The 20,057-nt window shown below is 31.5% G+C and carries 21 protein-coding genes; 15 read left to right on the top strand and 6 right to left on the bottom strand.

Annotated features, from left to right (window positions below; translation table 11 throughout):
* Nucleotides 1–15 precede the first annotated feature (15 nt).
* The 5 genes from ctaD (at nt 16) to LQ609_RS01660 (ending at nt 4,480) form a co-directional block, all read left to right on the top strand.
* Complete coding sequence (gene ctaD / locus LQ609_RS01680) at nt 16–1,917, top strand: cytochrome c oxidase subunit I (protein ID WP_078356817.1); 1,902 nt, start codon at nt 16–18, stop codon at nt 1,915–1,917.
* Nucleotides 1,917–2,546, top strand: a complete 630-nt coding sequence (locus LQ609_RS01675; RefSeq protein WP_078356818.1) for a cytochrome c oxidase subunit 3 — start codon at nt 1,917–1,919, stop codon at nt 2,544–2,546. Before ctaD ends, LQ609_RS01675 begins: the two co-directional genes overlap by 1 nt.
* Before the next feature lies 1 nt (nt 2,547).
* On the top strand, nt 2,548–2,901 hold the full coding sequence (locus LQ609_RS01670) for a cytochrome C oxidase subunit IV family protein (protein ID WP_078356819.1): 354 nt from the start codon (nt 2,548–2,550) through the stop codon (nt 2,899–2,901).
* A 152-nt stretch (nt 2,902–3,053) separates the two neighbouring features.
* Nucleotides 3,054–4,007, top strand: coding sequence for a cytochrome c oxidase assembly factor CtaG (gene ctaG / locus LQ609_RS01665; RefSeq protein WP_078356820.1), 954 nt, complete (start codon nt 3,054–3,056; stop codon nt 4,005–4,007).
* 11 nt (nt 4,008–4,018) lie between these two features.
* Entirely contained in the window at nt 4,019–4,480 is a 462-nt protein-coding gene (locus LQ609_RS01660) for a DUF420 domain-containing protein (RefSeq protein ID WP_174221869.1), read from the top strand.
* 762 nt (nt 4,481–5,242) lie between these two features.
* On the opposite strand, the gene ytvI is transcribed toward LQ609_RS01660, so the two are convergent.
* Nucleotides 5,243–6,289, bottom strand: a complete 1,047-nt coding sequence (ytvI, locus tag LQ609_RS01655) for a sporulation integral membrane protein YtvI (RefSeq protein WP_208143996.1) — start codon at nt 6,287–6,289, stop codon at nt 5,243–5,245.
* An 86-nt stretch (nt 6,290–6,375) separates the two neighbouring features.
* Complete coding sequence (locus LQ609_RS01650; RefSeq protein WP_078356823.1) at nt 6,376–6,747, bottom strand: YugN family protein; 372 nt, start codon at nt 6,745–6,747, stop codon at nt 6,376–6,378.
* A 168-nt stretch (nt 6,748–6,915) separates the two neighbouring features.
* Here LQ609_RS01650 and LQ609_RS01645 point away from each other — a divergent pair, with 168 nt between their 5' ends.
* Complete coding sequence (locus LQ609_RS01645) at nt 6,916–7,983, top strand: CAP domain-containing protein (RefSeq protein WP_208143995.1); 1,068 nt, start codon at nt 6,916–6,918, stop codon at nt 7,981–7,983.
* Between the two features lie 14 nt (nt 7,984–7,997).
* Nucleotides 7,998–8,438 (top strand): YlbF/YmcA family competence regulator, encoded by a 441-nt coding sequence (locus LQ609_RS01640; RefSeq protein WP_078356825.1) that lies wholly within the window; start codon nt 7,998–8,000, stop codon nt 8,436–8,438.
* A gap of 674 nt (nt 8,439–9,112) precedes the next feature.
* Here the strand turns inward: LQ609_RS01640 and LQ609_RS01635 are convergent.
* Nucleotides 9,113–10,027: a glycerophosphodiester phosphodiesterase family protein gene (locus LQ609_RS01635; protein WP_078356826.1), complete on the bottom strand. Its 915-nt coding sequence runs from the start codon at nt 10,025–10,027 to the stop codon at nt 9,113–9,115.
* A gap of 158 nt (nt 10,028–10,185) precedes the next feature.
* Here LQ609_RS01635 and LQ609_RS01630 point away from each other — a divergent pair, with 158 nt between their 5' ends.
* Nucleotides 10,186–10,452: a DUF2129 domain-containing protein gene (locus tag LQ609_RS01630; RefSeq protein ID WP_078356827.1), complete on the top strand. Its 267-nt coding sequence runs from the start codon at nt 10,186–10,188 to the stop codon at nt 10,450–10,452.
* A gap of 1 nt (nt 10,453) precedes the next feature.
* Here the strand turns inward: LQ609_RS01630 and LQ609_RS01625 are convergent, their stop codons facing one another.
* On the bottom strand, nt 10,454–10,843 hold the full coding sequence (locus LQ609_RS01625; protein ID WP_078356828.1) for a DUF7147 family protein: 390 nt from the start codon (nt 10,841–10,843) through the stop codon (nt 10,454–10,456).
* Nucleotides 10,844–10,924: 81 nt separating this feature from the next.
* On the opposite strand from LQ609_RS01625, the gene rsmD reads away from it, so the two are divergent.
* Nucleotides 10,925–11,479 carry a 16S rRNA (guanine(966)-N(2))-methyltransferase RsmD gene (gene rsmD, locus LQ609_RS01620; RefSeq protein WP_078356829.1) on the top strand — a complete coding sequence of 185 codons (555 nt, stop codon included), beginning with the start codon at nt 10,925–10,927 and terminating at the stop codon, nt 11,477–11,479.
* Nucleotides 11,472–11,966: a pantetheine-phosphate adenylyltransferase gene (gene coaD, locus LQ609_RS01615; RefSeq protein WP_078356830.1), complete on the top strand. Its 495-nt coding sequence runs from the start codon at nt 11,472–11,474 to the stop codon at nt 11,964–11,966. Before rsmD ends, coaD begins: the two co-directional genes overlap by 8 nt.
* Nucleotides 11,967–12,071: 105 nt before the next feature.
* On the opposite strand, the gene LQ609_RS01610 is transcribed toward coaD, so the two are convergent.
* Nucleotides 12,072–13,220: a nucleotidyltransferase gene (locus tag LQ609_RS01610; RefSeq protein ID WP_078356831.1), complete on the bottom strand. Its 1,149-nt coding sequence runs from the start codon at nt 13,218–13,220 to the stop codon at nt 12,072–12,074.
* 125 nt (nt 13,221–13,345) lie between these two features.
* Between LQ609_RS01610 and LQ609_RS01605 the strand changes: the two genes are divergently transcribed.
* The 5 genes from LQ609_RS01605 to pheT all read left to right on the top strand — a co-directional run bounded on the left by LQ609_RS01605 (nt 13,346) and on the right by pheT (nt 18,747).
* Nucleotides 13,346–13,888 (top strand): YceD family protein, encoded by a 543-nt coding sequence (locus tag LQ609_RS01605; RefSeq protein WP_078356832.1) that lies wholly within the window; start codon nt 13,346–13,348, stop codon nt 13,886–13,888.
* 38 nt (nt 13,889–13,926) lie between these two features.
* A complete protein-coding gene (gene rpmF / locus LQ609_RS01600; RefSeq protein WP_025904638.1) occupies nt 13,927–14,100 on the top strand; it encodes a 50S ribosomal protein L32 in 174 nt (57 codons plus the stop codon).
* 148 nt (nt 14,101–14,248) lie between these two features.
* On the top strand, nt 14,249–14,989 hold the full coding sequence (locus LQ609_RS01595; RefSeq protein WP_078356833.1) for a TrmH family RNA methyltransferase: 741 nt from the start codon (nt 14,249–14,251) through the stop codon (nt 14,987–14,989).
* 294 nt (nt 14,990–15,283) lie between these two features.
* The gene (gene pheS / locus LQ609_RS01590) at nt 15,284–16,342 is read left to right on the top strand and encodes a phenylalanine--tRNA ligase subunit alpha (protein WP_107509588.1); all 1,059 of its coding nucleotides are present in this window, start codon (nt 15,284–15,286) and stop codon (nt 16,340–16,342) included.
* Complete coding sequence (gene pheT, locus LQ609_RS01585) at nt 16,342–18,747, top strand: phenylalanine--tRNA ligase subunit beta (RefSeq protein WP_239734252.1); 2,406 nt, start codon at nt 16,342–16,344, stop codon at nt 18,745–18,747. The genes pheS and pheT overlap by 1 nt, the downstream gene beginning before the upstream one ends.
* Before the next feature lie 205 nt (nt 18,748–18,952).
* Here the strand turns inward: pheT and rnhC are convergent, their stop codons facing one another.
* Nucleotides 18,953–19,879 carry a ribonuclease HIII gene (rnhC, locus tag LQ609_RS01580; RefSeq protein WP_107509586.1) on the bottom strand — a complete coding sequence of 309 codons (927 nt, stop codon included), beginning with the start codon at nt 19,877–19,879 and terminating at the stop codon, nt 18,953–18,955.
* Between the last annotated feature and the right edge of the window lie 178 nt (nt 19,880–20,057).

Raw genomic sequence — 20,057 nt, 5'->3', positions numbered from 1 at the left:
AGGGAGGTTACTCTAGTGTCTACTCAAAGTAAAAAGGGGTTTGGATCAACTGTTTGGGACTTTTTAACAACTGTTGACCACAAAAAAATTGCTATTTTATATTTAATTGCTGGGGGATTATTCTTTGCTGTTGGTGGAATAGAAGCAATGTTAATCCGTATTCAGTTAATAGTTCCAGAAAATGACTTTGTGTCAGCTGGCCTGTTTAATGAAATTATAACTATGCATGGTACAACGATGATATTCTTAGCTGCAATGCCTTTGCTATTTGGCTATATGAATGCTGTTGTTCCATTACAAATTGGTGCACGAGATGTTGCATTTCCATTCTTAAATGCATTAGGTTTTTGGTTATTCTTCTTCGGTGGAGTATTCTTAAACTTATCATGGGTTTTAGGTGGAGCACCTGATGCAGGTTGGACATCTTATGCAAGTTTGGCACTTGAATCTGCCGGACATGGTATTAACTTCTATGCTCTAGGGCTGCAAATTTCTGGTGCTGGTACTTTAATTGCTGGTATTAACTTTGTAGCTACAATTGTTAATATGAGAGCACCGGGTATGACGTATATGCGTATGCCATTAATGACTTGGACAACATTTGTTGCTTCAACTTTAATCGTATTTGCGTTTCCACCATTAACTATCGGTATATTCTTGTTAATATTCGATAGAATGTTTGGTACATCATTCTTTGTTGCTTCTCAAGGTGGTAACACAATCATTTGGGAACATTTATTCTGGATCTTTGGACACCCAGAAGTTTATATTCTAGTTTTACCAGCGTTTGGTATTTTCTCTGAAATTATACCTGTATTCGCTAGAAAAAGATTATTTGGTTACTCAGCGATGGTATTCGCTACAGTATTAATTGGTTTCTTAGGATTTATGGTATGGGCTCACCATATGTTCACAGTAGGACTAGGTCCAGTAGCTAACGCTATTTTCGCTGTTGCAACTATGGCAATCGCTGTACCGACAGGTGTTAAAATATTTAACTGGTTGCTCACTGTATGGGGCGGTAGTGTTGAATTTACGACACCAATGTTATATGCATTATTCTTCATACCATCATTCGTTATGGGTGGCGTAACAGGTGTCATGCAAGCATCAGCTCCTGCTGACTATCAATTACATGACTCGTACTTTATCGTTGCTCACTTCCATTATGTAATCGTTGGTGGTGTAGTATTTGCGCTATTAGCAGGTTTACATTATTGGTTCCCATTAATTGCTGGAAAAATGTTAAGTGAAAAACTAGGTAAAATCACATTCTGGTTATTCTTCATTGGTTTCCATTTAACATTCTTAATCCAACATTTCTTAGGACTATGGGGTATGCCTCGTCGAGTATTTACATATCTACCAGGACAAGGATATGATATACCAAACTTAGTATCTTCAATTGGTGCTTTATTTATGGCTGTAGCTGTAATTATAGAAGTAACTAACGTTGTAATTACATTAATTAAAGGTGAAAAAGTTGGTAAAGATGCATGGGGAGATGGCCGTACTTTAGAATGGTCATTACCAATACCTACGCCACATTATAACTTTGCACAAACACCTTTAGTTCGTGGTCTAGATGCATTATGGGTTGAGAAAACTCATGGTGATGGAAAAATTCTTCCAGCAGAATCACTAGATGAAATACACATGCCTAACAATTCATTTGTTCCATTTATGCAAGCATTTGGACTATTTGTAGCATCATTCGGTGCAATGTATTTTGCAGATGGTAAAGAATGGGCTCTAGATGCTGTTAAAGACTTAAATGAAAAACCTTGGGCAGTATATGTACTTATTCTTGGTTTAGCAATTACTGCAGGAAGTATGATTGTAAGATCACTTAAAGATGATCATGGTCATCATATTTCTAAAGAAGAATTATTAGAGTATGAAAGGGGTGAGCGTTAATGTCACATGAAGAAGTTAAATTTACAGCTGACAATTGGCCTGACCATCCTGAAACAGCATCTATGGAAGGTAAAAATAAACTTGTAGGTTTCTGGGTATTCCTTGGTGGAGAGGTTGCATTATTCGCTTCATTATTTGCAACATACTTAGCATTAAAAGATGCTGTACCAAGTGAAGATCATTTATTAGCTAAAGATTTATTCCACTTACCATTAGCGTTCGTAATGACGATGTTATTATTAACATCATCTTTAACAAGTGTTTATGCTTTATACCATTTACGTAACTTTAATGCTAAAGGCGTATTCATTTGGATAGGCGTTACAGTCTTGCTAGGTTTAGGTTTCTTAGGACTTGAAATTTATGAGTTCGTAGAGTATGTTCATCAAGGCCATACATTCCGTTCAAGTGCTTTTGGTAGTGCATTCTACTTCTTAGTAGGAACGCACGGTTTCCACGTTGTTATTGGACTAGTATGGTTAACATTACTTATATTCCGTAACAAAGCTAGAGGTTTAAGTATTTATAATGCACATAAATTTAATACTGCTGCTCTGTATTGGCACTTTATTGATGTTGTATGGGTGTTTATCTTTACAGTAGTATACTTGATGGGAGCGTTAGGATAATATGAGCCAACAAATAAATCATGACGCACAGGCACTTAAAGCATATAAGAAACGTAAAAGTACAAAAGAAATGCGCATGCAAGTTACTAACTTTGCAATTATGATTTTTGTTACATTTGTTGCTTTCGCACTTGTTGCTGCAGAGTTTCCTAAAGAATTTGTTATACCAGTAATTTTAGGTTTAGCTGTTTTACAAGTAGTATTACAATTTTACTATTTCATGCATATGAAAGCTGAAAAACATGGTGTATCTAAACTGTTTATGATAACAGGCATATTCTTTGGATTATCATTTGTTGTAACTTTCCTTTATATTGTATGGTTAGGCGATCCATTATTCGTTAAAACAAAATAATGATTTTAAGACTCAAAAACTTTGTTATATAAGTTTTTGAGTCTTTTTCTATATTTGGTCATATCATTGTCATAACTATTTATTTTGTTGGGTTGTTTAACTTTGAATTAAATTTTATAATAAGAGTAATGACTTTATGGGGAAGTGTTTAGATGGGTAACTTAACCTCAATATCAATATTTGGATTTTGGGCAAATTGGACTCCGTTCTTTTTTGTAGGGGTATTATGCGTAATTATTTTATATTTTTTAATCTGTGGAAAATGGTATAAAGATATTCCTGGAGGCAGACCGTTAAGAAAAGGTGAAGCAGTTTTATTTGTTATATTAATGCTATCAATATATTTATTAGAAGGTGGACCAATCGATCTACTTTCACATATTATTTTTAGTTTTCATATGTTACAAATGGCTTTGTTGTTTTTAATTATTGTGCCAATGCTATTTTTTGCAATTCCAGAATACATTGTTAAATATGTAGAAGAATTACCTGTTATTAATAAAATAGTAAAATTGTTCACAAAACCAATTTTAGCTATATTTCTTTTCAACGGATTATTCTCTGTATACCACATACCACTAGTGTTAGATACGTTAAAACAAGATGTTGTATTACATGATTTGTACACAATTATATTATTCATTAGTGCATGGTTTATGTGGCATCCTATATTCAATAGACATATATCTGAAGAAAATCAAATGTCTAATATTAAAAAGATACTTTATATTTTCTTCATTGGTGTACTCTTAACACCGTCATGTGGTCTAATTATCTTTAGTGGAAATGCTATGTACGACACATACACGTCTGGAGAGGCGTGGTTAGGCGCTATGACTTTATGTGTACCTGCAGACACATTGAATGCTGTTGTCCAAGGTACAGGCTTATCTGGTCCAGAATACTTTACGAATTTTTCACCATTAGAAGATCAACAAACTGGTGGCGTCATAATGAAAGTAATGCAAGAAATTGTCTTTGGAGTATATCTATACATTATATTTATAAGATGGTTCCGTTATGAGAGAAAAAATGAAAAACAAATTACTGAAGATAGTTTGAGAAAATTACAAGAAAGAAAAGCTTTATATAATCAATTTAGATAGGATGTATAAAAATGAATTTACCTATATTACCGACAATTAGTACAACATTTATAGTATTAAGCGCAGTCTTAGTAGCTATTGGTTGGTACTTTATATCACAAAGAAAGATCGAAACACACAAAAAATTTATGTTATCAGCTGCAGTTGCTGCTGTAATATTCTTTACAATTTACGCTAGTAGAACAATATTTATCGGTAACACATCTTTTGGTGGACCTGATAGTATCAAAATTTATTATACTATATTTTTAATTTTCCATATTACACTTGCTACAGTTGGTGCTATTATGGGGATATATACGATTTATTTAGGCTTGAAGAATAAACTAGAGCGACATCGTAAGTTTGGACCTGTAACTTCAATTATATGGTTCTTTACAGCTATTACAGGCGTAGCAGTTTATTTATTACTATATGTTTTCTATCATGGCGGAGAAACAACTTCTATGATCAAAGCAATTTTAGGGCATTAATATAATGTTAGTGCTTGGGACATAAATCTCAACGCAAAATAAATAAGCATATCACTTACCTGATTTTTTAAAGGTTACAGTGATATGCTTATTTTTTCATCTTACGATTTTGTACGTGCATGCTTGCCTAGGGGTATGGTTCGAGGCTGTAGTCTCTCACGCATACGGTTCCCTCAGCCTCTTAGTTATAGAGCAGCTATATTTGCACTAGTTGAGAGAAGTGTGAGTAAGGGTATCTATAATTACACAAGTTGAGAGAAGTGTGAGTAAGGGTATCTATAATTACACAAGTTGAGAGAAGTGTGAGTAAGGGTATCTATAATTACACAAGTTGAGAGAAGTGTGAGCAAGGGTATCTATACTTACACAAGTCTAAAGAAGTGTGAGTAAGGGTATCTATATTTACACAAGTCTAAAGAAGTGTAAGTATGGGTATCTATATTTACACAAGTCTAAAGAAGTGTAAGCAAGGGTATCTATATTTACACAAGTCTAAAGAAGTGTAAGTATGGGTATCTATACTTACACAAGTCTAAAGAAGTGTAAGTAAGGGTATCTATATTTACACAAGTTGAGAGAAGTGTGAGTAAGGGTATCTATAATTACACAAGTCTAAAGAAGTGTAAGTATGGGTATCTATATTTACACAAGTCGGAAGTAGCGTGAATGATTTTTAAAAAAATAAAAGCAGATATTCAATTTTAATAATGAATTTCTGCTCTTAATAGAATTCTAGGACATTTATGTCCTAAGCTCATTTTTCTATATTTTAAAGTCTGTTTTGATAATACCTGATTCTAGAATCGTTTTGATTACAATTAAAACAAGTGGTCCTATAAAGAATCCTATGAAACCAAGTAATTTTAGTCCAATAAACATTGAAATTAAAGTGGGCAATGGAGTTAAACCAACGCCTGTACCAAAGATTTTAGGTTCTAATATCTTTCTTTGTACTAATAAAACAATAGATAATATTATGAGTTGGATACCTAAAGTTGGGTCTCCAACAATATAAGCATAAATTGCCCATGGGATTGTTAATCCTGTTGCACCGATAATTGGTAATAGGTCAACAAACCATATGAATAGGCTAATAATAAAGGCAGATTCTACGCCGATAATGAGAAGGCCTAAGTATGTAAATACCCATGTAATAAAGCTTAAGACAATTGTTGCTGTAAGCATTCCAATTATAGAATGTCCAATTTTGTTATATATTTTATACACTTCTCGGTATGTTGCAGGATATAAATGTTTTTTTATGAAACGATGAATATTAGGTATTTCTAACATAAATAAAAATAATGCTACTAGAAAAACAACAAGACTGATGATAAATCCAGGTAATGAAGAAACAACTTCTGTTATATTTTGTACACTAAAATAATGAGTGATGGAATCTCTCAATGTAGCTACAAAATTTTGCAGTTCTTTATTGATTGTTTCAGCCATTTCATCTGGCAACACTGCTTTCATTTTATCATTGTACTGTTCTATAACTTTTATTAATAAATTTATTCTATTAGGTAAGTCTTTTATAAATAAGACGATTTGATCAATTAATTTTGTTAAAAATAAATAAATTAAAAATCCTGTTACCGTAATCAGCAAAGTGTATATAATGGTTACACTCCATTTACGGCTATTGATTTTTTGCGATAATTTATTAACTAAAGGGTTAAATGCAAGTGCAATAATAAATGCTAAAATTAACGGTATAGAAATGGGTATAATAAAATAAATAAATAGAATTAATAAAATTATGATGATAAATATGCTAATGCTTCGTTTGTTTATCCATTTTTTCATAATTATTACCTCTTTACTGAACTTATGTATAAATTAAGAGACGTGAAAAATCACGTCTCCGTTTATATCTTTTTGGATTTGTTTAATTAATGAGCACCTAATGTATTTAATGCTTTAATATCTGACGTAATTCGTTCAATTAATAAATTACAATGTGCAACTAAATTATCTGGATAGACTTCATCATCACCGTATTCAACACCTGTTGGATAGTAATGCTTACCTAGATAAGGATCCATTAATTGAATTGTTGCGTTATTTGCACCAACGTCCCCTTTAAGTGCATAACCTGGAATTCTTAAGTAATAAATACCTTCACTGATTTCATATTTGAAATCATAAGTGATACGTTCGTAATCCCAATGTCCACCAGCTACAAAACCATGCTTATTCATAACATCTTTTAATAGTTCTTGTTCAATGATAACCTTTTCAAGACTTGTATTATCAAATACCATGTATTTTTCCTCCCTCTATGTACCTTTAAGTTTATTTTATGATAAAAGCTTCAATGTTGCAATGTACATTTAAATTTAATAAGATTATTAAGATTTCGATTGATTTAACTAAAAGTTTTACTGTAAAATGATATAATTATAATTAGGAATAAAAGAGGAGGTAAATAGTTGAAAAATATTATTATTAAAGTTGTAGCAATAACTATTTTAATCATTGTACTCTTTTATTTATTCTATTCACCTAAATTAGAATTTGATGTATTGAAGAATCCAAATTACTCTCATGATAAAGCAAATGAAAATTACTATGAACAACAAGCTGAAAAATCAACAGGCAACGCTAAGTTGAAAGAAGGCGTTGGTACATATGTTTATAAAGATATAGGCGAAGTCATAGATGATTTAGGGGAACCAGATAGGGTATATAAGACAGAGCACGATAGAAAGAATTATGTCTTTAAAAATAAAGAACATTATTATTTAGTTTCGGCTAAAAATAATAAAGTATCATCCGTATATGCTACAGGTAATAAAGTTGATGTTTCACCAATAAAAATGAAACAAGAGGCTACGAAATTCTTTAATGGAACGAATATAGATATGGAACCTGTTATTGATAGTTCGTATGGTAAGTATAAACTTGAATTATCTGAAAGAGATATTAAGACTCAGTTGCTTATTAAATATGGTAATGTGTATGCTCAAGTATTAATCGATAGTGAAACAAATGAAGTCATGGGCGTGAAATTTATGGACTCAGATGTAGTTATCGAACATGCACCATTTTCAATGTCGAAAATCTCAAGTGATCATGATAAGAAACTTAAGCGATCTGATAAGCAAAACTTCCATTCACACATTAATAAAGATTTAACACTTCTTGAAATCGTTAATGAAATAAGAGAAATGAAGGGTGTTAAACCATTAGAGATGAATGATCAATTGACATATATCACTCAATTGGAAGCTGATTCTATTGAAGATGACGTTGATGAAGAAGAAGCTGTTAAATCATTGGAAGATGGTATAATGAAACATATCAACGATCAAAATATTGAATACGAAACAATAAATCAAAATTTAGCATATAATTTTTATGACGTACCAACTTTAGTAAACAGCTGGTTGAATAATAATTCATATAGAGAAAAGTTATTAGGTAGTCAATATGATGAATTTGGTGCTGGTAATTCACGCGAATACTATTCACTTGTTTTTAAAGAAAATAAAAAATAAGGAGGCATCATGTTATGTTTACTGTAGAAACAGTTAATATATTAGATCAATCTGATGAATTAAGTTCATGTATAAAAGAATCACTCATTTATCAAGAGTATCAAGAAGCAAAATATAAACTTGAGACAGATTTAGAAGTGAAAATATTAAGACAAAAGTTTGACCAAATTAAATCACATTACGATGATTGTCTGAGATTTGGAAGATATCATCCTGATTATAGTAGAGTTATGAAAGAAACGAGACAACAAAAAAGAGCATATGAAATGCATCCTGTTGTATCCAATTTTAAGACAAAAGAAACAGCTTTACAGGACTTGTTAGATGAAGTTATAAGCATAGTATCTTATTCAATTTCTAACAACGTTAAAGTTGATACAGGTAATCCATTTTTCAGTAGTGATAGTCAAGGTGGAGGCTGTGCTACAGGTGGATCTTGTGGATGTTCATCATAAAATATCTATTAATAAGAGCAGAAATTCATTAATAAAATGAATTTCTGCTCTTATTTTTTATAATAATGATTTTGGAAATATCGTAGATTAACTTCTGGATTAATCTACAACTTAGCTGAACTCTTAGATTAACTCCCGACTTAATCTACATCTTAGCTGAACTCTTAGATTAACTTCTGGATTAATCTACAACTTGGCAGGACTCTTAGATTAACTTCTGACTTAATCTACAACTTGGCAGGACTCTTCGATTAACTCTAGACTTAATCTACAACTTGGCAGGACTCTTCGATTAACTCCCGACTTAATCTACAACTTGGTCAAACTCTTCGATTAACTTCCAACTTAATCTACAACTTGGTAGAACTCTTAGATTAACTCCTGACTTAATCTACAACTTGGTCAAACTCTTCGATTAACTTCCAACTTAATCTACAACTTATCTCATTTTTCTATATAAAATGATTATTATCAACGATTTTGTAAGTACTAACGCCTGAGGGTACAGTATGCGTGAGAGACTACAGGCTCGAGCCATACCCTAGGCAAGCATGCAGGTACAAAATCGTAAGATATTATAAAAAAACAAGCATATCACTATAAAACTGAAGAATTCAGTTAAGTGATATGCTTATTTATTTTGAGTTAGGAAATATACTCCAAGCTTCATATTATTAATATTGTTTATTTATTAGAAAATGCGCTGTATCTGGACGATCAGTTACAATAGTATGTGCACCTTTTTGAATAAGATCATCTATTGTATCGATTTGATTTACTACCCAAAAAGCAACGGAAATATTAAGTGAAGTTAAAAATTGAATAAAACCTTCAGAGTCTAATGGAAGTCCTTTTGCTTGTGTAGGTATTTGGAATGTATCTGTTTTAGGTTGATAAGTGTGTCCGTAACCTGAGTAATAAGCTAAAAATGCTTTTGTTACTTCATTTTGACCAGTACCTAATGAAATAGTGTCTTGAGCATATAAATTAAATCTATCTATTTGTTCGTCATAAAAACTTGTGATATTAACACGATTCTCAGCCTTTAATTCAGTAATGATTCTATATAGATGAGAAGGTGCTAAACTACCTGTATATGACTCAGGATGATCTTTAATATCTATGTTAACTAAGATATCAGGATATTCAGTTAAAAGCTCTGTTAGAGTCACTATCTTTGCTTTGTCGTGACCTCTATATGGATGCTCGTTATTAATATCTTTAAAATGATAGCCAAAGTCTAATTGACGTAATTCTTCTAATGTATGTTCACCTACAAAGCCAGAGCCATTACTTGTTCTGTCTACAGTGTCATCGTGCATTACGACAAGTACTTCATCTTTTGTAAGACGTACATCAACTTCGAATCCAGTCACTTCATACTTTAATGCATGATCAAAAGCTAAACGTGTATGTTCCGGTCTTAATGCCATCCCACCACGGTGTGCAAATACATACGGAGCTGGTTGAGTAAAGAATGGTTTAATCTTACGTGGTTTGACGTTTGAAGTGGATTTTGTAACAATCCATGAACCAGCCGCGATGCCTCCGATAAGACCTGTTGTTTTTAATAAATTAATTTTTGACATTTTATCCAATCCTTTCGAAATGCAAATGAAGACGCATCTATATTCTATCAAATTGGTATACGATAGCAAAGTAAGTCACACAACCTATGAAGTTATCTTCTTTCATAGTACTCTAGAAAATGCTAATATAAACATAAAAAGATTAAGGAGATATCGTAATGGAGCTAGTTGAACGAATTAGTATAATTGTATATTTAAAAAATATGAAACATGAACGACAATTGCGTAAATTTGGCAATATATATCATTCTCATAAAAAAGAACAATATGTCATGTTATATACAAATGAAGATAAAATAGATGATACTATACAACATCTCATGAAATTAAAATATGTTAAAGATGTTAAAGTATCACCATTTAAATATGTTAAAAGAGATTATTCTAATATAAATACTGATAAAAAAGAATATTTGAATTTTTAAATTACTGCAATGGTGGTAAATAACGCTCAAGTCTTAATACACCTTTTAAGTAAGCGAAATAAAGTTCATCTTCTGCAAACTCTGAGCGAGACTTTACATCCAATCCTTTAATTTGGATATCGTATTCATTTGCCCATTCGTTAATTAAATCGAATTTTTTATTAGATTCTGGATAAGGATATTTAAATCCGTCTAAAATTGTATAAATAGCTTGGAAATGTTTATCTTTAGTTGGTTTCATAATGATGCAAGCAGAAGATAATTTTTCTCGTGATAATGGTGTGTGTAACATTAAAATGTCAGAAATACGGTCGTGATTGTATTCTATTAATGTTTGAAATTCGAATAAATCTGTTAAGCCGTGACCAATTACGATAAATGATTGTTTCATTTTTATAACCCTCGTTTTCGTTAATATACTACAATGATAAGTATAAATAATAATTAATAATAAAGAAAGTGATGATTAAAGTTGAGAGTAATAGGTGGAAAATATAAACGACTTCATATAAAAACAATAGATGGTCAATCTACTAGACCTACAACAGATAAAGTAAAAGAGAATATCTTTAATGGTCTTCAAGATATAGAAGGACTTGGATTAGACTTATTTGCAGGTAGTGGAGGATTGGGCATTGAAGGTTTATCAAGAGGATTAACTAAAGTCATTTTTGTAGACGGTAATTTTAAAGCTACAAAAATGATTAAAGAAAACTTAAATACATTACATATACCAAATACACAATTCGAAGTTTATAAAAATGATGCAATAAGAGCATTAAAAGCTTTAAATAAACGAGACATCAAATTTGATTATATATTTTTAGATCCACCATATAAAAAAGATTTAATAAATAAGGCTTTAGATAAAATTCAAGCGTTTGACTTATTAAATGTAAATGGTACAATAATTTGCGAATTTGATAAAAGTGAAAAGATAGAAACTGGTGAGTTTGAAGTTCTGAAGAAATACGAATATGGACTAACTCATGTAATGTTGCTAACAAAAGGAGAAAACAATGACTAAAAGAATAGCAGTTGTTCCAGGAAGCTTTGATCCAATTACATTAGGGCATATTGATATTATTAAACGAAGTGCAAAAATATTTGATGAGATCCATGTTTCTGTATTACAGAATGCTTCTAAAAAAGGTCTGTTCTCAACTGACGAACGTGTAGCTTTAATTGAAGAAGCGGTGCAAGATGTACCGAATATCGTAGTCCACTCTTTTCATGGCTTACTTGTTGATTTTTGTAAAGAAATAAATGCAAGAACAATCGTAAGAGGACTTAGAGCAGTTAGCGACTTTGAATATGAAATGCAACTTACATCTATGAATAAGAAACTAGATGATGACATTGAAACATTATATATGATGACAAATAATAATTATTCATTTATTAGCTCAAGCGTCGTAAAAGAAGTAGCACAATTTAACGGTGACATTTCAGAATTCGTACCTGAAAATGTGAACAAAGCATTAAAAGAAAAAATTAAGAATAAAGAATCATAATAAAAAAGCATGATAACTGTCATGCTTTTAGAAAGTTTGTTTGCATATTTAGCTAATCTTAAGCGAGTGGACCAGAAATCTAGTGAAATAAATTAGAATTCTGGTCTACTTGCTTTTTTTAATATGTACTGGTTGATTAAAGTCTGTTGCTGTATCACCGGAAATAAATTGGTATAGCTCTGTTGCTTTTATTTCATTCTCAAAATAAGATGCTGACTGTTTATTTACATTAGTAATTATAGGTAAAGGACATTTATCTTTGATTGTTTTCAAATATGCCTGTCCTTTTTGTGACATTGCTAATACACGTATTGCTGAAGGTTCGTAATTTAAGACATCTTCAGTTTTAATATTTAACAATATTGCTGTTAATAAGCGCTGTATTCTAGTCCAAGTATATCTTTTTGATTTTAAATGTTTTACAAATGTTTCAAAACTTGTACTTTCTTTTATATCTTTTTTTATTTTAAATTCTAATCCTTCAGTCATCATATATATTTCTCGTAACTCATCATGTGTTGCTCTTAATATTGTCCATTTTAAGAGTGGGAAAAAATGTTCCCAATTCAAACCTTTAGATTGACTTAAAATTTCATAACTTGTTTCAGGTAAACTGAATTTATAATTTTCTTCATCATTAAAATATGCATTACGAATAGAAGTTGCACTCGAAATATGTGTCGTTTTGTTTAATTCTGGATCTAAATACATATTATCTTTTCTTTGAATGGTGAGGGGATTGATAGATAAGTTATTTTGCATAATATGTTTAACGTATTCTATAGCAAGAAGGTTATTAGAGCCTTTTAGTAAGTTCGTGTCTTGAACTAATTCGGCTATAATTCTTGGATGAGATTTTCCTTCTTTAATCATACTTTGGTATCTTTCATCATTAGTCACTTGTTCAATTTGTTTAATCGCATTTTTAATATCATCTATATTTCCAGATTCACTTCCAAAAGATAAAGCATCACATTGAAGATGTTCTGCTATGTGAACACCACCTTTAGCAAATAAATCACCAGAAGAGATTGCATAAACAAGTGGTAATTCTATAACTAAATCTACGTATTGAATCGCCATTTCAGCACGTTTGAATTTATTTAAAATTGCAGGTTCTCCACGCATTGTAAATGAACCACTCATGATAGAAATCGCAACATCACTATCCGCTATTTCTCTAGAAGATTCTGCGTGATAAACATGCCCATTATGAAATGGATTGTATTCAGTAATTAAAGCAACACTTTTCATTTGCATTTCCTCCCATTTCAATTCATCATAAGTATTGTATCAGATAATGAATGTTAAGAAAAAATCTTGACAAACATTGTCGTTAAGGTTACAATAATTTTTGTGTTTGTAAGAGGTGAACCCAGATGAAGTGGTCAATAACACAACTTAAAAAATACCAAAACGAACCATTTACTTTTGATAAAGAAATCGATATGAAATACCTTACTGATAGGGTAGATGAACTTATCGATATTTCTCCAATAAAAGTAACAGGAGACGTTCAAGTGCGAATGCATGAGATAATTGTCAATCTTGACATTAATGGTGTATTGACGTTACCATGTGCCCGTACTTTAAAGCCAGTAGAGCTACCATTTGATACTACATCAGTAGAAATATTTGAACTAGATGAGTTGAGTGATAGTAATAATAATGATGACGAATTGAGACACAAACTCGAAGGTGGCATGATTAATTTATTACCAATCATTGAAGAACTTGTTATTTTAGAGAAACCATTACAAGTGTTCTCTGAAGGTAGTGAAGATGTTTCAATGGCAGGCAATGGTTGGGAAGTTATTGGCGAAGACCAATTTGAGTCAACCGAAGATTCAGAAGTAGAAACTGAAAAATCAGTTGATCCAAGACTTCAAAAATTACAACAATTCTTCGATGACGAAAAATAATCGGACAAGTGTTTATAAAATTTAAGGAGGAATAAGACATGGCAGTTCCAGCTAGAAGAACTTCAAAAACAGCTAAAAGAAAACGTCGTACGCATTTCAAAATCTCAGTACCAGGTATGGTTGAATGTTCAAACTGTGGAGAAATGAAATTATCTCACCGTGTATGTAAAGCATGTGGATCATACAAAGGTAAAGAAGTCGTTTCTAAATAATAAGTTACATGTAAATGTTCTTAACAGGATGTTTCAGACTGTCGACAGAGTCGACAGTCTTTTTTTATGCTTAAGAAGAATTTCTATTAAATTAGTTTTTTTTCATATATACTAGTTACATAAGTCTATTAGAATACGAGGAGTTTTTATGGAAGAGATTACTTCAGTACAAAATAATAAAATTAAAGAAATGAATAAATTGAAGAAGAAAAAAGAACGCGTTAAACAAGGGAGATTTTTAATCGAAGGTTTCCATTTGGTTGAAGAAGCTTATCATAGTAATTTGAAGATTATTTCATTATTAGCTGTAGATTATTCAAGAGTTGATGACAAGATTGTTGAATATGCTGACGATGCATATATTATAAACTTTAAAGTGGCTGAATCTTTATCAGATACGACTACGCCACAAGGAATTTTTGCTATAGTTGAACTTCCAACTTATGAGATGAGCCATTTTAAACAAGTTCTAGTATTAGATAGAGTGCAAGATCCTGGAAATATGGGCGCTTTAATTCGAAATGCAGATGCTGCTGGAATGGACGCAGTTGTCTATTCAAAAGGTAGTGCAGACCCATACCAAGATAAAGTACTACGTGCATCTCAAGGTAGTGTTTTCCATTTACCAGTAGTTGAAAATGATATTTATGAATTTATTGAAACATTTAAAGGTAATACTTATGGAACGAGTTTGCTCAATGCTGTTAATTATAAAGAAATTAATAGTCAAGAAAACTTCGCTTTAATTATGGGTAATGAAGGTGCTGGAGTTGAAGAAGAAATACTCAATCAAACGACAGAAAATCTTAATATTCCACTATACGGTAAAGCTGAAAGTTTAAATGTTGCTGTTTCATGTGGCATACTACTTTACCATTTGAAAGGTTGACCAAAGAAACAATATTTTATATAATTGTTTCATAATCAATATAAGCTTACAAAAGGACGTAAATTAATGATTGCGCATAATTAGGGAATGGATTCTAGACTGAAAAATCCTATGCAGTAACTTAATTTTTTTCATCCTTTTAGCTACTTAAAGAAATTTAAGTCGGAATGTAGATCCGTTATCAACATATAAGTGTATGCATAACTATGTATAAATTTGGGTGGTACCACGGAAGACTTCGTCCCTCTATTAGAGGGGGCGAAGTCTTTTTTTCGACTAAATAGGAGGATATATATGTCATTACAAGAGAAGTTAGCTGAATTAAGACAAGAAGCACTTGTAAGAATTAACGAAGCAAAAGCTGAAAGAGCTTTGCAAGATGTAAAAGTGAATTATTTAGGTAAAAAAGGTGTTATAACAGGTCTAATGAAAGAAATGAAAGAATTACCAAAAGAAGAAAGACCTGAATTTGGTCAATTAGTTAACGAAGTACGTAAAGCAATTGAACAAGAAATTGAAGCTAAAAAAGTACTTCTAGAAGAAGAAGCACTAAATGCCCAATTAGAAAATGAAACAATTGATGTGACACTACCTGGAAGAAAAGTAAGCCTAGGAGCTAAACATCCTCTTACTAAAATAAATGAAGATTTAGAAGATTTATTCATAGGTTTAGGCTATGAAATTGTCGAGGGTTATGAAGTCGAATCAGATTATTATAATTTTGAAGCTTTAAACTTACCAAAATCACATCCTGCACGTGATATGCAAGACACTTTTTATATTTCTGAAGAAATTTTAATGCGTACACATACTTCTCCTGTACAAGCTAGAACATTAGAAAAACGTAATGGCGTTGGCCCAGTTAAAATTATTTGTCCTGGGAAAGTATATCGTAGAGACTCTGATGATGCGACACATAGTCATCAATTTACACAAATTGAAGGATTAGTAGTTGCTGAAAACATCAAAATGAGTGACCTTAAAGGAACTTTGGAATTATTAGCACGTAAATTATTTGGTGCTGACCGTGAAATACGTTTAAGACCAAGTTTCTTCCCATTCACAGAACCTTCTGTAGAAGTGGACGTATCATGTTTTAAGTGTAAAGGTCATGGTTGTAATGTATGTAAACAAACTGGATGGATTGAAGTACTAGGTTCAGGTATGGTGCATCCAAATGTATTAGAAATGGCAGGATTTGACTCAAGTAAATATTCAGGCTTTGCGTTTGGTTTAGGCCCAGATAGAATGGCAATGTTGAAATACGGAATTGAAGACATTAGACATTTCTATACTAACGACGTAAGATTTTTAGAGCAATTTAAGCCTGTAGAAGATGGCGGTGAAGCATAATGTTAATAAGTAAAGAATGGTTAAGTGAATATATTAAAATAGATGCTGGTGTAGAAGAATTAGCTGAGAAGATAACAAGAAGCGGTATTGAAGTAGACAGTATTAAAAAATACGGTGAAGATATTAAGAAACTAGTTGTAGGTCATGTTATATCTAAAGAAAAACATCCTAAAGCGGATAAACTTAATATTTGTAAAGTAGATGTCGGCGAAGAAGAGCCTGTACAAATCGTATGTGGTGCACCTAACGTTGATGTTGATCAATATGTAATTGTTGTTAGAGTCGGTGGACGTTTACCAGGTGGCGTTAAAATTAAGCGAGCAAAATTAAGAGGAGAAGTTTCAGAAGGTATGATTTGTTCTCTTCAAGAAATTGGTTTAGATGCAAATGTTATGCCTAAAAAATATGCAGATGGTATTTATGTATTTTCAAATGAGCAAACTCCTGGTAGTGATGCATTAGAAGCTTTATTACTTAATGATGAAGTTATGGACTTTGATCTCACACCAAATAGAGCAGATTGCTTAAGCATGCTAGGTGCAGCTCATGAGGTAAGTGCATTATATGGTAATGAAGTACAATATCCAAATACAGAATTAAAAGAGTCTACAGAAAAATCAACTCAAGCGTTATCTGTAACTATTAAAGATGAAGAAGCAATACCATATTATGCTGCAAGAGTAATTAAAAACGTTACGATTGCACCATCTCCAACTTGGATGCAATCTAGATTGATGAAAGCGGGAATTCGTCCAATAAATAACGTAGTTGATATTTCAAATTATATTTTACTAGAATACGGTCAACCACTTCATATGTTTGACCAAGATCAAATTGGTTCAGAACAAATTGTAGCAAGATATGCGCACGAAAATGAAAAAATTACGACGCTTGATGATATTGAAAGAGAATTAATTACTTCTGATGTTGTAATTACAAACGGATCAGAACCAATTGCGATAGCTGGTGTCATGGGTGGAGATTTTTCAGAAGTAACAGAAAAAACTCAAAATGTTGTAATTGAAAGCGCAATTTTCAATGCTACAAATGTAAGACAAACTTCAAGAAGATTAGGTTTAAGAAGTGAAGCATCAAGTAGATTTGAAAAGGGTATTGCAAGCGAAAGAGTAGTAGACGCTTTAAATAGAGCTGCTTTACTTTTACAAGAAATAGCAGGTGGAATAGTATTAAGTGAAGTTGTATCAGATGGCACATTGCCTGAAACTTCTAAAGTAATTGAAATTACTACAAATGATGTGAACCAATTAATTGGATTCAATCTTTCAACTGAAGAAATTAATGTTATTTTTAATCGTTTAGGCTTTGGAACAAATGTAACTGGAGAGGCATTTGAAGTTAATGTACCTTCAAGAAGAAGTGATATATCAATTAAAGCAGACTTAATTGAAGAAGTAGCGAGAATTTATGGTTATGACCAATTACCATCAACATTACCAAACTTCGAAAATGCTACTGCTGGATATTTAACAGATAATCAACTCAAAAAGCGTAAAGTAAAAGAAATACTTGAAGGCGCTGGTTTAGATCAAGCTATTACGTATTCATTAGTCCATAAAGATGTCGCTAAAAATTACACACTTGAAGATAAAGAAGTTGTAGAACTTATGATGCCTATGAGTGAAGATCAAGCGGTATTACGTCAAAGCATATTACCAAGACTAATAGACGCTACACGTTATAATGTTGCAAGAAAAAATAAAAACGTTGCATTGTATGAACAAGGTAAAGTTTTCTATAGTAACGGTAAAGACCAATTACCAACTGAAGTAGAATTTCTAAGTGGTATTTTAACAGGTCAATATTCAGGTAATAAATGGCAACAAAAAGATGAACCAGTAGATTTCTTCTTAGTTAAAGGTATTGTAGAACGTATTGCAGAACAATTAAATGTGTCGTTTACATTTGAAGCGACAAAACTAGATTTATTACACCCAGGTAGAACTGCATTTGTGAAAATGAATGAAGAAGTGGTAGGTATAATAGCAGAATTACATCCTACTGTAGAAAAAGAGAATGATTTAGACCGTACTTATGTGTTTGAGTTAAACTTTACAAAAGTATTAGCACAACCAGTCGGTAAAATAGAATATGAAGCTATTCCAAGATTTCCAGGAGTATCAAGAGATATAGCATTAGTAGTTAATACAGATGTAACTGCATCAACATTAATCAACACAATTAATGACAATGGCGCTGATATCCTGAACCATACAGAAGTGTTCGATGTTTATGAAGGTGAACATATGGAAGAAGGTAAAAAATCAGTAGCAATACGAATTGATTATTTAGACGTTAATGAAACTTTAACAGAAGACAAAGTTTCAGCAGTTCATAATCAAATATTATCAGCATTAGAACAACAAGGTGCTACTTTAAGAGCGTAAGCGCATTTTAATTATCTATAATATTAAAGGAGCTAACATTTCATTAAAAAATGTTAGCTCCTTTGTTGATAATTATTATTAAAACGTGAATTACTTTTTATTCTTCGTTGTTAGCTTTGTAAGTTGTTTGCCTATAAACCAGATTAAATAGCAAATAATAATAACGGCTAATATTATTTGCCAACTAAATGATATTAATATCATATTAATTTCTCCTTTTGCGTTTTATTAAATCTAATACTTTATCTCTATTTTTGAAATGTTTTTTTGTTATTTCATCAAGTTGTTGAATATCATATTTTTGAACGATTTTTGCTGCTTCTAGGTCAACTTTGTTACTGGCACCTTTTGGTATTAATACTTTTAAATCTTTAGCTAGTCTATCCATATGTTTAACGAATGCATATCTTGCTATGATACTTGCTGCAGCGATTGCAATAGATTTTGATTCTCCTTTAGTTTCAAAAAAAGTTATGTCTTTCCTTGGCATTTTGCCGATAACATACTTCTCATAAGTACTCGCTTGTACAAATTGATCAATGACAATTTGTTCTAATTCAGATTCTTCAATTCTAGAAATAACATTTTTGATAGCTTGATTATGTAATACGGCTTTCATTTTAACTTGACTCCAACCTTCTAATTGCTTTGTATTGTAGTTGGGATTATCCAATACAATAAGTGAATGTGGACATATTTGAATAATTTGTTCTGCTAATTCTACTATTTTTATGTCTGTTAAAGTTTTAGAGTCCATTACACCTAGTTCTTTTAATAATTTTGCATTCTTTTTAGATACGTATGTTGCACATACCGTTAATGGCCCAAAATAATCTCCACTTCCTGCTTCATCACTCCCAATTGTATTATGTAAATCAAAGGTATGTGTTTTCTTTGGGCTAGGTGAACTAGATGAGGTAGGGGCTATTTTTTGTCCTAACACTTCACTAGCTACTTGTTCAGCATCTTTACCTTGAAACATGATTTTTTTTGAGCGATAAATTTGTACTTGTGTACTCTTTATTTTTTTACGAGCTACAGTACCAGTAGGTAAATTTTCTGTATCCATTTTATATTGTTTAATTATATTATTGATTGTTTGAGAATCTATTGTTTTTACGATGTTTGCCACGTTTATGTCCTACCTTTAATATATTTTCTATAAATAGAGTAGCATAAATTTATTATATAAACGAATATTCTCAAATGAAGTTAGTGGATATTCATACACAAATGAACATATGTCATGTATAATATAGTATGATTAAGTATATAGAAATTCCATATATAATTTGAACAGGGGTAGTATA

The sequence above is a fragment of the Mammaliicoccus sp. G-M28 genome, assembly GCF_022386595.1.
In the GTDB taxonomy this organism is placed as follows: Bacteria; Bacillota; Bacilli; order Staphylococcales; family Staphylococcaceae; genus Mammaliicoccus; species Mammaliicoccus fleurettii.
This window is presented reverse-complemented; position numbering and strand designations above follow the sequence as displayed.